This is a genomic window from Clostridium sp. CM038, from assembly GCF_055081105.1.
Map to the genome: position 1 here is coordinate 3,354,491 of NZ_CM143651.1, position 14,696 is coordinate 3,369,186.

At 31.0% G+C, this 14,696-nt stretch carries 15 protein-coding genes and 1 pseudogene; 2 read left to right on the plus strand and 14 right to left on the minus strand.

Annotation, left to right across the window (positions count from 1 at the left end):
• Positions 1–132: 132 nt before the first annotated feature.
• Complete coding sequence (locus tag ACWJKS_RS15425) at positions 133–2,406, minus strand: ABC transporter permease (RefSeq protein WP_462959911.1); 2,274 nt, start codon at positions 2,404–2,406, stop codon at positions 133–135.
• On the minus strand, positions 2,406–3,110 hold the full coding sequence (locus ACWJKS_RS15430; protein WP_216303940.1) for an ABC transporter ATP-binding protein: 705 nt from the start codon (positions 3,108–3,110) through the stop codon (positions 2,406–2,408). The genes ACWJKS_RS15425 and ACWJKS_RS15430 overlap by 1 nt, the downstream gene beginning before the upstream one ends.
• Positions 3,111–3,265: 155 nt before the next feature.
• Here ACWJKS_RS15430 and ACWJKS_RS15435 point away from each other — a divergent pair, with 155 nt between their 5' ends.
• Entirely contained in the window at positions 3,266–3,871 is a 606-nt protein-coding gene (locus tag ACWJKS_RS15435) for a TetR/AcrR family transcriptional regulator (RefSeq protein WP_216303939.1), read from the plus strand.
• A 188-nt stretch (positions 3,872–4,059) separates the two neighbouring features.
• Here the strand turns inward: ACWJKS_RS15435 and ACWJKS_RS15440 are convergent, their stop codons facing one another.
• From ACWJKS_RS15440 to ACWJKS_RS15465, 6 genes and pseudogenes are all read right to left on the minus strand, one after another.
• The gene (locus ACWJKS_RS15440) at positions 4,060–4,314 is read right to left on the minus strand and encodes a hypothetical protein (protein ID WP_216303938.1); all 255 of its coding nucleotides are present in this window, start codon (positions 4,312–4,314) and stop codon (positions 4,060–4,062) included.
• Between the two features lie 159 nt (positions 4,315–4,473).
• On the minus strand, positions 4,474–4,896 hold the full coding sequence (locus tag ACWJKS_RS15445) for a VOC family protein (RefSeq protein ID WP_462959912.1): 423 nt from the start codon (positions 4,894–4,896) through the stop codon (positions 4,474–4,476).
• Positions 4,897–5,298: 402 nt separating this feature from the next.
• The gene (locus ACWJKS_RS15450) at positions 5,299–5,571 is read right to left on the minus strand and encodes a hypothetical protein (protein ID WP_216303936.1); all 273 of its coding nucleotides are present in this window, start codon (positions 5,569–5,571) and stop codon (positions 5,299–5,301) included.
• Positions 5,572–6,065: 494 nt separating this feature from the next.
• Positions 6,066–6,740, minus strand: coding sequence for an MATE family efflux transporter (locus tag ACWJKS_RS15455; RefSeq protein ID WP_462959913.1), 675 nt, complete (start codon positions 6,738–6,740; stop codon positions 6,066–6,068).
• A gap of 107 nt (positions 6,741–6,847) precedes the next feature.
• Positions 6,848–7,405: an MATE family efflux transporter gene (locus ACWJKS_RS15460; RefSeq protein ID WP_462959914.1), complete on the minus strand. Its 558-nt coding sequence runs from the start codon at positions 7,403–7,405 to the stop codon at positions 6,848–6,850.
• Positions 7,406–7,661: 256 nt separating this feature from the next.
• A pseudogene (locus ACWJKS_RS15465) lies at positions 7,662–7,784 on the minus strand (MarR family transcriptional regulator); the annotation flags it as partial.
• A gap of 239 nt (positions 7,785–8,023) precedes the next feature.
• On the opposite strand from ACWJKS_RS15465, the gene ACWJKS_RS15470 reads away from it, so the two are divergent.
• Complete coding sequence (locus tag ACWJKS_RS15470; RefSeq protein ID WP_462959915.1) at positions 8,024–8,815, plus strand: alpha/beta hydrolase; 792 nt, start codon at positions 8,024–8,026, stop codon at positions 8,813–8,815.
• 288 nt (positions 8,816–9,103) lie between these two features.
• Here the strand turns inward: ACWJKS_RS15470 and ACWJKS_RS15475 are convergent, their stop codons facing one another.
• From ACWJKS_RS15475 to ACWJKS_RS15500, 6 genes are all read right to left on the minus strand, one after another.
• Complete coding sequence (locus tag ACWJKS_RS15475) at positions 9,104–9,631, minus strand: hypothetical protein (protein WP_216303933.1); 528 nt, start codon at positions 9,629–9,631, stop codon at positions 9,104–9,106.
• A gap of 2 nt (positions 9,632–9,633) precedes the next feature.
• Positions 9,634–9,840, minus strand: coding sequence for a helix-turn-helix transcriptional regulator (locus ACWJKS_RS15480; protein WP_216303932.1), 207 nt, complete (start codon positions 9,838–9,840; stop codon positions 9,634–9,636).
• A 441-nt stretch (positions 9,841–10,281) separates the two neighbouring features.
• The gene (gene truA / locus ACWJKS_RS15485; RefSeq protein ID WP_220320091.1) at positions 10,282–11,019 is read right to left on the minus strand and encodes a tRNA pseudouridine(38-40) synthase TruA; all 738 of its coding nucleotides are present in this window, start codon (positions 11,017–11,019) and stop codon (positions 10,282–10,284) included.
• Positions 11,020–11,121: 102 nt separating this feature from the next.
• On the minus strand, positions 11,122–12,804 hold the full coding sequence (locus ACWJKS_RS15490; RefSeq protein ID WP_462959916.1) for a glycoside hydrolase family 13 protein: 1,683 nt from the start codon (positions 12,802–12,804) through the stop codon (positions 11,122–11,124).
• A 35-nt stretch (positions 12,805–12,839) separates the two neighbouring features.
• Positions 12,840–13,511, minus strand: coding sequence for a helix-turn-helix domain-containing protein (locus ACWJKS_RS15495; protein WP_165412449.1), 672 nt, complete (start codon positions 13,509–13,511; stop codon positions 12,840–12,842).
• Between the two features lie 78 nt (positions 13,512–13,589).
• Positions 13,590–14,588, minus strand: a complete 999-nt coding sequence (locus tag ACWJKS_RS15500) for a LacI family DNA-binding transcriptional regulator (protein ID WP_165412448.1) — start codon at positions 14,586–14,588, stop codon at positions 13,590–13,592.
• Between the last annotated feature and the right edge of the window lie 108 nt (positions 14,589–14,696).

Sequence of the window (14,696 nt, forward strand, 5' to 3'; positions counted from 1 at the left end):
TTAATCAATGCATTATACGTAATATATACTTTTTTTGTGCATAAAAATATTTGTTAGCAAACCTCGTAAGTTGAGACTCGCTTGTTTTGTGTTGTATTAATTTTTATATCTCCAAAATCGTTACAAAGAGGCTTATTCTACACTTTTAAGAGAACTAACCATATCAATATCTTTAACTTTCTTTGAAAACATAAGGTTAACAAGAATAGATATCAAAATTGTTCCGAAAATACTGTAAAACAATGATTGAACAGATATTATGGTCATCATATCAAAGGTATCACCCATGAATGAAATCATATAGCTAATAAGCCATTTTCCGCAAGGTATCCCAATTATAATTCCAAGGGTTGTAATCCAAATGGTTTGTGTAAGAAGTAGCCACCTAATTCTCTTTGTTTTAAAGCCTAATACCTTTAGCGTGGCAAGTTCTCTTTGTCGCTCTGTAAAGGATAATATGCCGAGATTGTAAAGCACTACTATGCCCAAAATAGCAGCTCCTAAAATAAGTATATATACCATAATGTTCATGGCTTCTGTCATGGTTTCATAACTTTTAGTTAAATCTACCCTTGACCAGATGCGCGTTACACCAGTAACATTAGAATTTATTTTTTTAGAAGTTATGATAGAGGTAGCTTTAAAGTTGTATCCCAGCCTTTCAAAATTATTTTTTGTCAATGTGATGCCTTGGGATATGGGTGTACGGTAAATGGCCCCGATTGTTGATGTAACGTAACGTTCATCACCATAAATGTGAAAGGAAATTTCATCGCCTACTTTAACTCCTAAAAGATTAGCCATTTTATAGCTTATTGATAATTTGTCTTGTGGTAATTGAATAGCCTCACGCTTGGCATTTTGAGGGTTAATAAGTGTTACATTTTCAGTTACAAGTAGCTGCGCAGTTTTCTTTTTATCCTTTGCTTTAATTTCGATAGTACCTTCCATTATTGATTCTCCAGCATAGCTATTTTTAATTGATGAAATTTCTTTTTTGGATACTTTTTCAGAAAGTGTCAACTTTGTTTCATAGTGGTTAATATCCGAATACTGCCAACTAATAACATCCTTTACGCTATCTTTCATACCAAAAGCACATACAAGCAGTGATGTACATCCCATTACACCGATTATAGCCATAATGGAACGAACTTTACTTCGAAACATATCCCGTAAATTCCACTGTGTATTGAACCCAATCTTTGCCCATAACTTTGTTTTTTCAAAAAAGCCTTGTTTCATAATCCTTGGAGCCTTAGGCAAAAGCAATTGAGATGGTATATCTTTTAGAACTTTACGGCAAGTAAGGTAAGTTGCCAAAGTACATGCAATTACAGAAACTAGAGCCATTATAAATGAAGAGACTGAAACTTCCGGTTTCCAAACAGGTAAGGTGTATGCTGTTTTTAATGAATCGTAGAAAAGATGTGGCAGAATAAGTGGGCCTGCTACTAATCCAATAACAGCACCAGCAATGGAAATCCATAAGCCATAAGAAACATAGTGGAATAATATGTGTTTCTTCTTGAAACCTATCGCTTTTAATGTGCCGATTTGCGTACGTTGATTATTGACTAAACGCGTCATAGTTGTAATTATTGTAAGTAAGGCAATTGCAAGAAATACAATTGGGAAGACCTGCCCTATCGCTTTATGCTGCTCGATTTCTTCCTGAAACATTGCATAACTTCCAAAATTATTTCTTGTTAAAAATACACTGTACTTACCGTCTAAAGCGGTATCAATTTTTTTTTCTAACTTTGAGTAATCTGTCCCATCGGTAGTAACCAAAAGGTCTGTGTAGAATATTGGTATTGATTTTGGTAAAGACTTGTCGGAGAGATAAGCAAATCCAAAGTTTTCATGGTTTGGAACAATGTCATTATCGCCTGTTGCATACACATATTCAGGATTTAAAACTGTTCCTAGTATTTCTTTTTTCATAGTAATACCATTGAATGTTGTGGATATAGTATCTCCAAGGGTGAGTCCCTTTGCTTTAGCAAATGCGTCGTCCAGCCATACACCATCTTTATCAACAGAAAATTCCTGCCCATCAATAAGCTGGCACTTTGAAATCTTGTTTTCATTTGTAAAATGTAGTGTTATCTTTGGTTTGTTTTCAAATCTCGCAACACTGTCTATTGTGAGCCTTCTTTGTACGGAGGTAACACCATTAACTGATAAAACCTTATCAGCATCCGATTTCGTAAACCCACTGCCATAAATCCAGACATTAGCAAAATTAGTATCCCGGTAATACTCATTTGATGCAGTTTGCAATCCATACCATTCACTGTTTATACCTACGTATATAAAAACGCCTAAAATAGACATTATAAAAATTGAAATGAATTGAGTTTTGTTTAGCTTCATATCTCGAATCATTTTGAGAAAAAGCATTACCAGTTCACCTCCTTTACATCAACGGGTGCAGCATTAATACTTATATCCCTCACTTTGCCGTTTTTAATTCGGATAACCTTATCTGCAGCCTGAGCCAGTGCTGAATTGTGTGTAACAATAATAACTGACTTATTTTTCTCTCTGCTCATTTTCTGTAGTAAGGAAAGAATAACAATACCTGTTTCACTATCTAGTGCACCTGTTGGCTCATCGCAAAGAAGCATGGTTGGATTTTTGCATATGGCCCTTGCTATAGACACTCGCTGTTGTTCCCCACCTGATAGCTGTGATGGAAATTTATTTAAGTGATCACCTAGTCCAACTGAGGTCAGTATTTCGGCAGCATCCAATGCCCCTTTCACCACATCCTTTGTAAGTGCCACATTTTCAAGGGCAGTTAATGTTGGAATGAGGTTGTAGAACTGAAATACAAAGCCCACATTTTCTGCTCGATATTCCGTCAATGCATCATCTTTGTAATTCGCTATATTTTTACCATTAATAATGATTTCTCCATTTGTAGCAAAGTCCATACCACCAAGCAAATTAAGAACTGTAGATTTGCCCGCGCCACTCGGACCTAATATAACAACAAATTCACTATCATTAATAGTAAAACTGATATTATCTGCAGCAAGTAGCGTCTTTTCGCCTAAATTATAAGCTTTTGTAACATTTTTAAATTCAATTGTATTTTTCATAGTCCCCCCCTATAATCTGAAACATGTTTCAGATTATATTATACCAACCCGTCCCTTTGTTGTCAATATTAACCTGAAATATATTTCAGTTTTGTTGACTGCTTCACTTAAACTAGTTATAATTAAATTAAAATCTTAGTCTAAGGGAGGACACCATGAGTAATAACTCAATTAGAGAACCTAAACAAAAACGTTCTATTGAAAAGAAAAAAAAGATAATTGAAGTTGGATTTAAACTAATGTGCGAAAAGGGCTACCACAATACAAACTCAGTGGAGATTGGTAAAGCTGCTGGAGTATCAACTGGTATTATATATAACTACTTTACAGACAAAAAGGATATTTTTATTAGCGCTATTCAAGATTATGCTAACAGTCTAACAGCACCAATGTTTGAAAAAATAAGTACACTTAAAGAACCTATTGATTTGACAGACCTATTAAAGCAATTTATTGATATTTTTATACAGTCACACTATATTTCAAAGTCTGCTCACGAAGAAATGATGGCTATGGCTCATTCTGATAAAGATGTAGCTAAGTTGTTTTACCAGTTTGAAATTGATACTACAAACACCCTTATTGAGTTAATGAAACAAAAAGGTATTACACCAACAAACCCTAGAGAGAAAGTTCATATTTCTATTGGGCTAATTGAAAACCTTTGCCATGAAAGGGTGTACCATAAACACGAGTCTATGGATTATATGATTATGACAGACGAAGTTATAAATCTTGTTATTAGTATGTTAACAAATTAAATATTTGTTAAAGTAGTGTAACATCTTTATTTTGCTTTTAGATCCAATATCCACTTAAAGCAAGTAACCCCATATCATTAGATATGGAGTTACCTGCGACGAAATATAAAGAAGATTGTAAAGCAATGATTCACTTTATTTTAATGCATTTTTTAAGCTTTTTTAGAAAAAATAATCATTTGAAAAAATCATTTCTTAAACCCATATATACTTGAGGTAAGACCAATTACAACAATAGTGAAGCCTATTAGATTAGAGTAAAAGATCTCATTAGACGAAAATCCACCCCCACCGATTGCTATGATTGCTACTCCAACAATAGTAACTTCTATACCTATTAACATTATTTGTATTGGAGTCTTATTCTTTGTATGTTTATCTAAAATAACTATAGTTAAAAGTATTGGAATAAGTAAAATAACGATCAAAATCAAAGCTGCCATAAAAACACCCCTCAGTCTATATTTGTTTATACAAATGCTTTAATAATAGTATTTTCTTTTTAAACTCATCTTCTAAAATAATATTTTTTTGAAATGAGTAATAGACTCAATGTGAATGTAACTCGATTGGCATTGTATTACATTTACTATAGAGTATGCTTATTTTACTCTTTGAGCAATTGGATGGTTCTCTTTAAATTGAACTAAATCCCATAAGTTTCCGTATAAATCTTTGAATACTGCAACTGTACCATATGATTGTTCTTTAGGTTCTCTAACAAATTCTATACCTTTTGCTATCATTTCGTTATAATCTCTCCAAAAATCATCTGTTCCAAGGAATAGGAAAACTCGTCCTCCTGCCTGATTTCCAATAAACGATAGTTGTTCAGGTTTAGAAGCTCTTGCAAGTAATATTGTAGTCCCTGACGAACTTGGTGGAGACACTACCACCCAACGTTTATCTTGGTCTTCTTGGTATGTGTCTTCTATTAATGTGAAATGAAGTTTCTTTGTGTAAAATTCAATGGCTTCATCATAGTCTTTGACTACTAATGCAATGTGTACAACAGATTGTATCATTTTATTTACCTCACTTTCTTTACAAAATATAAGTAATATTATTGTGTCGTCTATTTTTACAAGTTCCTCATAAATATTTATTCAATTATACTACTATTGCCTTATCCAAGAGTAAGCATAATTCCCAATATGTTTAGGAACATTATTCATATCTATAGAGCAATCTTCAATTATTAATAGTTTCTTTTTTATTGAAATATTCCACATTAATGTTATCCTCCCCCCTCCTATGTAATCCTTACCTAATAATATCATAACATTATAAATAGCTAAACTTTAATTCCCCTAGGGAATACAATATAATATGGATGGAAAAAGAACAAATAACGTGAAACCAAAATTTCACGTTATTTTATAAGTATTTATAATGTTTACAAAAGGCTAAAGTAATAATAGACATACTTATTTACACAAGAAAGTAATCCCTAATACTGTTGTACAAACTCCAATTAACAATAATAATATAAAACCGATTATATTTTGTTTTTTAAGTTGCAAAATACTATAAAGTAAAGTATCGATACCAACACAAACCATTACTAAATTCAATAGAGACTTATCGTCTATACCATTGTAGGAATTAAATATATGAATAAAAAACAATATAAATATGGCCACAGAAACTATTTTACGTGAACTTTTATAAAATAAAGAATTTTCATTATATAGATTCATAAACATTCTCCTTTATTAAAAAATAAGATAGTATCTTATATTTATATTTATATTTATATTTATATTTTAATGCTTTTTGTAATTATTTTCAAGAAAATCAGTTTGATGCTACCCCCATCATTCAATATAATAAGATGTTATGTTATCTATTTGGATCTGAGTTAATACATTGTTGTCTTTATTTCTTTATTTGAGATGTTCTTAATAATATTATCTAAATTAACTTCTAAAGGCGAAAATATATCCTGTAAGTACAATGTATCACCTTCAATTCTGGAATTACAATCGCATCCTGCTCTATATAATATATATTGTCTTCTTTATTCTTAATTGTAAGTAAGGTGACTTACTTGCATGCTATACTTTGCTGCTTTTATTGTCAAGATATTTATTAAGGTACATTAATTTTAAATATACCGATCAATCAAACTAACTTATAAATACGCATATGCACATATAATAATTGTTATATTTTTAGTTGAATATATCTATTTTTACTCCTTCATAGAAATATCTCGTTGAAGTTGAATCCATAAATATAATCCTATTATGCAAGTTAATATTTCTGTTATAGTCATCGACCATATAACCCCATGTAAACCAAACGTATATTTTCCTAAAATCATAATAGGAATTAATAATGTTCCCTGCACTACAGACATTATGGTTGCATCTTTACCTCTTCCAGCTCCTTGGAATATTGCTATAAAAAGACCAGTAATGCCAGCAAACAAAGCTGAAATAAGCATAGCTAGCAAAATGTATATCCCAGTGTTTATTACGTAAGTATTATGGCTAAATAAATGTAATATTGGTTTTCTGAAGATAAATATTATCAATGAAAAGGCCATAGTTAGGATTGCAATATAGGCTGCAGTAATATTTATAATACTCTTCATTCGTTTTATATTGTTAGCTGCATACGCATAAGCAATTAAGGGAATAACTCCAATATATAACCCTTTAGCAGCAAATTGAGCAAGTTGGGCAATTCGCAGAGATATTCCAAATGCAGCAACAGCATAGTCGCCATAGTATGCTGAAAAATTATTTAACAATAAAACGGAAACAATCAAAAATGCATCTAATAGGAAAGAGGATATTCCTATCTTAAAAATATCTTTCAACATGCTAAGCGTTGGTTTGAATGTACTTATGGAAACTGTCAAAGTAGAACTTTTGTTTTTAAGGTAATAAACATAGTACAATACTGCACATGTATTCGCAACAACTGTTCCAATTGCTGCTCCTACAATATTTAAATGACATGTAAAAATTAATATGGGGTCAAAACAATATTTATGATAACACTTATAAACATACCATTCATCGAGACTTTTGATGATCCCTCCGCTCGTACTACTTGTCCTAATGCAAAGTTAGAAATTACAAATGGACTTCCTAAGATAAGAACCATAATAAAATCTTTGGTGAACAAAACCGTATCACCTTTTGCCCCTAATACTTTTAGAATAGGATGAATTAAAGGTATCGCGAATAACATAAAAATAAATCCAGCTAATATACTTAAGAAAAAAGTAACTGATGAAACTTTTTTTGCATCTTCTAATTTTGTTTCCCCAAGTAACCTAGATATATAGGTTCCACCACCTACACCAAAAATATTTCCAATTCCCGATAATATGATTGTAAAAGGTAACGCTAAGGTGACAGCTGTCATCATCGATGTGTTATTTAGCATTCCAATAAAAAAAGCGTTAATAACATTATAAATCATAATAACGGACATCCCCAACATCATAGGCACTGCCATGTGTGCAATCGCTTTTGGTATAGTTGCTTGTTCAAAATAATAATTTTCTGTATTTTCCATATAATGATCCTCCTTAAATTCTCGGTAGTGTAAATTTTTTATTTCTTATCAACGGTTTGTTCTGTATATTGTGTATTGATTTTAAATTTACACATTTAAAATTCACCTCTCGCAAAAGAATATTTATGTTTCCTCGGCAACATAAATATTCTATCACTTTATTGTTTCCTTGTCAATAATAAAGGGGGCTGTATCATACGCTGATGTTTCAGCGCTTTGATACAGCCCGCCTTAGGCTACTTTTTATACAACTCCATTATTCAGAACCATTTCGATTTGTTATATCTACACCTTGCTTCTTTATTTCTGCATCCAAATGCCTACTATACTTTTCCACGAAGCTAAGCATGATATCAAATTGTTCCTCGGTTACCTGTTCAGTTCTGAATGTGACTCGATTGGCATTGTATTACATTCAGAATATCAATACACTTAATAAAGTAAACCCATATCTAGTGATATGGAATGCCGTGATTAGTGACACCGGCTCTTTTAGTAATTGGGTTAATAACAAAATAATGCTAACAGCAATTAAGGTTATTCATGACAAATATGGTTAATAATGATATCATAAACATAACAATTTAAGTTTAAAATTCCAAATGAGGTGGTAAAAAAATGAATAAATCAAAAGTAGAAAAAGTAAATTTTTATAGTGATGTCCTTGGTAAAGAAATGCCAATATTAGTGTATTTACCTGAATGCTATAATAGTTTAACTCCTCTACCGGTATTATATTTTCTACATGGAAGAAGTGGGAATGAAAATTTAATGTTTGAAATGGATATAAACGCTAAAGCTGATCGAATGATAAAAAATGGGGACATTAAGCCTATGATAATTGCATGTCCAAGAATTGAAAACAGCCGTGGTTTTAATTCATCCTTAATCTGTAAAGAGGTGCCTGATCCTGGAGATAATAATAGAATCATAAATTTAGGAATGTATGAGGATTACTTTATGAAAGAAATATTGCCTTTAACAGATAAAACTTTCAATACTATAAAAGATAGAAAAGGAAGATATATTGGAGGGATATCTGCTGGGGGTTATGCAGCTCTTCACAATACATTTCGACATCAGCACATATTTTCAAAAGTAGGAGGGCATATGCCTGCCTTAGAACTGAAACTTGAAGAGGAAGACAAGCCATATTATAAAGACATGGATGTATGGGAAAAATATGATCCAATATATATTGCAAGAAACAATAATATTTCTTCTGATATTGATGTATATCTTGATGCTGGAGATAAGGATGAAGGTAGATTTTATGAAGGCTGTTCAATTTTACATAAAACATTGAACGAAAAAGGCATAAATCCTCAAAATCATGTATTCCCTGGTAATCACAGTGCTGAATATATACAATCAAATATTGAAAAATATCTAAAATTTTATGGATGTTAATATGTTGTGTACAGGCCTTGTGTAATTTATACAAGTATAAAAAATAATAAACCACTTTCTGTAGATGTATGATAAATCAATAGTAGGATAGTTTTTAACAAAGCTAAGAACTATTTTATATAATAGGGGTTGAAAAAACAAATGACGTGAAAATAAAATTTCACGGACATTTGTCTTTTACCTCTATACGTCCTATAGCTAATAGTTACTTTAATGTACGTAATAAACCATCATGTAATTGATATTTTTAGCCTATAATTGAGAATATACACTACTTTTTTGCAGGATTTACCCCTTTTTATATTCCAAATTCTTACCATTAATCTGGCAAAAACTATATTCACTTATGTAAGCTAAAATATATGCCACTATAGCTAAAACTTTTAATCCTTTTGAATCAAAATACTTGTAACTTATAACTATTGCAAATAGTACAATTAAATCTGTAACCATAGTTATACAAAATGTATTCCATATTAAGTTACTTTTTTCTTTTTTTTCCATTTTATTTATAAAATTCAAAGAACTAAACTCAGTATTAATATTTAATTTGTATAACAGAACAAAACAAAAACAACTAATTATAGCAATAATAAATATATACATAATTGGTAATAAAGTAACGCCATTTAATAGGTTCAAAATTATTATTAATCCGAGTACAAATACCGCAAGTATTAGAGTGGTTTTTAGCGCAGTAAATATTAATAAAATTTCCCGCTCGTCTCTTTTTCTAGGAAACAATATATTTCTTGCCATATTCCATATAATCAATAAAGCAATGCCCACTTCACCTATAATTTTTATATCATTCAAACTTAATCATCCTCCCTAATAAATTCAAAAACATCATCAATTTTCTTGTTCAAATAGTTAACAATTTTAAAAGCTAATTTTAAAGATGGATTAAATGCTCCTCGCTCTATTTCAAGGATTGTTCCTCTCGAAACACCAATTGCTTCAGCTAATTCCTCTTGGGTTATTTCTTTTTCAGCTCTTAAAACTTTAATCTTAGTTTTAAACATTTTTGTCTTAGTTAAATTTTAATGCACCTCCCTGTTAACCAATCTACTATAATATAATTATAGTAGTATATATAATATAAAATATCAATATTATATTAGTTTGAAAATAGTAATGGGCATACAACATAATAAGTCTTGTATTGAGCCAAAATAAAGACCCCTCTGAAATAATATAATGTATCCTATAGAGTAGACATTAAAAAAAAGTGAACTGCCCCCTGTCAAGTAGACAGGGGGCAGTTCATTAATACTTCTAACGCTGAACCTATATCTTCATAGGAGTTGGTTCTGTTAAATAACATAATATTTCTTCGAAGTAACCTTGCACTGAGTGCTTTGCAACAAGAAACGAAAAAACATTGAATTTCCATTTAGAAATTCTTGTTTTCTAATATAAAATTCTCGTGAGACTTCCTGGAAGGAAAACTCGCATACTTTTATTTAATATTCAACATTTCTTAGAGATAATCCTTTTGCTTTTGCCATCGGTATATACTCTGATGCTGTTTCTTCATTTAGTAATTTTTCTATATCCATTGCCTTAATTTTTCCTTTACCCACTTCTAAAAGGCTTCCTATAATAATTCTTACCATATTCCATAAGAATTCATCTGCATTAATTTCTATTTCAATAATGCCTTCTTTTTCTGTTATATTTATATAATTGATAGTCTTAGTAGTTGATTTAGTATTTGTAGATACTGTCGCTAAATACTTAAAATCATGAGATCCAACTAAAGACTCTGCCGTAATTCTCATTTCTTCTAAATTAAGATTCATCTCAGAGTGATAAACATATTTTCTATTAAATACATTTCTTAGTTCATTATTATTTATTTTATACACATAAGTAATTGATTTTATATTATACCCTGCATGAAATTTTTCACTTGCATCCACCATGGATTTCACTACTATGTCCTCTGGTAAAAATTCATATAAACATTCTCTCATCTCATCTATGCTTAACTCACAATTAGTATGAAAGTTTGCCATATAATTTTCAGCATGTACACCTACATCAGCTCGCACGCAGCCTGTAACCTCTATAGGTTCTCCTGCCATTTTAGATAATGCACCTTCTAGTTTACCTTGAACCGTTAAATCGTTATCTGATTGTTTTTGCCATCCTTTATATCTACTTCCATCATATTCTAATATCATTTTTAAATTTCTCATATATATCCGCCTTTAACTTTTTTGATTATTCATGTTTTAATTTTACCCAATGAACATTTTAATTATAGCTTTTCTATTAAAATAAAGCTAATATATTTATCATTATTTAATTTCATATACCCTAGTTTCATAAGGTCTTAATTTTATATTCATACTAGCGGCATAACCTTCCACCGCATAATTTGATAGCAATAGTTTAGCATTTTCATAATGGATATGCTGTGGAAATTCAAATATTGGCTCATTTCCAAAGAAATTAACTATGATTAAGAGAATCTCCCCCTCCAATTGTCTTAGATATGCATATATTTCCTCATCTTCTCTATTAATTTCCTCAAAGCTTCCATATACCAATACAGCCTTGCTTTTTCTTAAAGCTATCAATTTTTTATAATAATTTAGTATTGAATTTGGGTCTTCTATTTGTTCCTCCACATTAATTCTTCTATAATTTGAATTAACTTTTATCCAGGGGGTGCCAGTAGTAAACCCTGCATTTTCACTATTATTCCACTGCATTGGTGTTCTTGAGTTATCCCGTGACATATAGCGTAGTCCCTTTAGATAGTTTTCTTCACCTACTAACCCACCCTTAACTAAATCTTTGTGTTTATTAAACACAGCTACGTCTCTATAATCTTGTAATTTAAAGTCCCAAGCATTGGTCATTCCTATTTCATCTCCATAATAAATAAAAGGAGTTCCCTTTTGAGTTAATTGAAGACAAGCTAACATTTTTGCAGATTCTTTTAAATAGTTCTTCTCTTCCCCTAGTCTTGATATAGTCCTTGTAGTGTCATGGTTCGAGTAAAATAAGGGGCACCAACCTTCTTCTTCCGGCCTTCCCTGCCATCCACTCATATTTTCCTTTATATCTTTTATTAAATTTATAGGTTGCCTTTCCCAATCAGTTTCCCCTCTACCCACACTATGCATATCAAAATGAAAAGTAAAGTCTAATTCACCTTTATCTTCTCCCGTATAAACATGGGCATTTTTATAATTTACTCCACCCGTTTCACCAATTACTACATGATACCCAGTGTTAAATACCTCTTTTCTTAATTCTTTTAAATAATCATGAACTTCAGGTAGATTTTGTACATATTCTACAAAATTACCATATACATGACCTTCTTCTATTATTCCATCTGGAAAGGAATGATCTTTTCCGAGATGATTAATAGCATCCATTCTAAATCCATCTACCCCTTTTTCCATCCAGTACTTTATCATGTTCTTTATTTCTTCTCTTAATTTTTCATTTTTCCAATTTAGATCTGGTTGTTTCTTAGAGAAAATATGAAGATAATATTCTTCTGCTATCTCGTCATATTCCCAAGCGCTGCCTCCAAAAAACGACCCCCAATTATTTGGAGGGTTACCCTTTGTACCTTTATTCCAAATGTAATAATCTCTATAATCATTATCTTTGCTCTTTCTACTCATTTGGAACCAAGGATGCTCATCAGAAGTGTGATTTATTACCAAATCCATCACTAACTTCATTTTTCTAGAATGAAGTCCTTTAACTAACTCATGAAAATCTGCAAGCGTCCCGAATTCATCCATTATGTCTCTAAAGTCGCTGATATCATATCCATTATCGTCATTAGGTGATTTATTTATAGGATTTAAATACAATATATCTACTCCTAAGTCTTTCAAATAATCTAGTTTTTCTATTATCCCTTTTAAGTCACCTATTCCATCACCATCTGAATCCTTAAAACTTCTAACATATGCCTGATATGCCACTGCTTCCTTCCACCATTTTTTATCCATGGTTATCCCCCTCTTCAATTTTTTAGTTTTAAGACTTATGCGTAATTGCTATTTCTATACACGGTTGGAGAAACCCCCACTATAACTTTGAAAGTTCTACTGAAATGGCTTTGGTCATAAAACCCCAATAAAATTCCAATATATAAAATGCTTTCATCTGTACTGAGCAGTAGATTTTTTGCCCTGTCTATTTTTATTTTTTGCACATATTTCATTACTGAAATACCCATCTTCTTTTTAAAGCAATCGCTTGCATAACCCACTGAAATGTTTAAATCTCTAGCTAACTTATCAAGCGAAGAGTGATTTTCAATATTAATATGTATGTATTGAAGCATTTTATTAATCATAAAATTATCAGTGACTTCAATATCATTTATTAAAATATTAAAATATTCTGTGACCATGCTAATCTCTAAAGCTTGTAACTCAATTAAATCAGTAATACCTTGGACTTTATCGTAGAATTTATTATATAGAGGATGCAGCGCACTTTTTGATACACCATTTTTTATAATTTCCTTTGTGTATATAGCATTCCAAATAATTAAATCATTTTTTTTATTGCGAGCGGACTGTCCATTTTCTTTTTCCTGTAGATGTTTTTCTTTTAGGGTGCTTAATACTTTTGGTATATTTTTTGATTCGATGAAAAATGATATATCATTATTAAAAATATAAATATCTGATTCAAAGGTCTCCAGCATATTTTCACCTCTTTATTTTAATAATCACCTGCGGTGCTGCAATATTAAAGACTTTAAAAGGAGGTTTACCACCTTAAATTATTTAGTTGACTCTCTCTCAACTAATTTTGTATCAATAATATAATTGGTTATATATTCTTTCTCATCTTCCAATTTATTTATTAATAGCTTAACTGCAAAATAACCTAATTCTTCAGAATTAATATCAACTGAAGATAGTGTAGGCTCTCTGTATGCAGTTAATGGCGTGTTATTAAACCCAACAATTGAAATATGGGTTTTGGACATTTCGCTTATTGCTTTTGATGCACCAAAGGCAATTAAATCGTCAGTGGTGACAACAGCTGTAGGGCTGGATTTTTCTAAAATTCTTTTCATAGCATCATAACCACTAATTTCTGTAAACTCTGCTACTTGTACCATATTTTCATCTATTTTCATCCCAATGTTTTCCATAGACTTTCTGTAACCTTCTAACCTATTTATAGTTACATTAAGTGTAGCTGGTCCTCCTATAAATGCAATTTTTCTCTCACCCTTTTGTATAAGATAATTAACAACACTATACATGGCGTGAAAATTATCATTATCAACCCATAAAAGTCCTTCTGTATCTTCTGGTTTGCCTATTACTACGAAAGGATAATCTACTTTTTTTAAATAAGTGATGCATTTGTCATCTTTTTTTACAAATGGCAAAATAATTCCGTCAACCCTTCCACTATTTATTAAACTTGCTATATACTTTACCTCTTGATCCTCATTACTACTGTAAGCATACATAATATAATATCCCTTTTTTTGAGCATAATGGCTTATTCCCCTCATAACTTGAATGAAAAATGGATTAGAAAATAAATCTTCATCAGTGCTAGGTAAAATAAGTCCTATAGTTTTAGTTGTTTTACTAACTAGGCTCCTAGCTATTGCATTAGGATGATAATTGATTTCCTTCATTACTTTATAAACTTTTTTCTTTGTTGCATCACTAATTGTAGAATTATCCGTAATAACTCTTGAAACTGTTGAAGGTGATACATTTGCAAGCTTTGCTACTTCTCTTATAGTTATCGACATGAAAACTTCACTTCCTACTTTCTAAAAATATTTATACGAGTTATATTATAAAACTTGATTTCTGCAAGGCCAGCTTGTTAAAGTTTTAGACATCATCTAAAATAACTA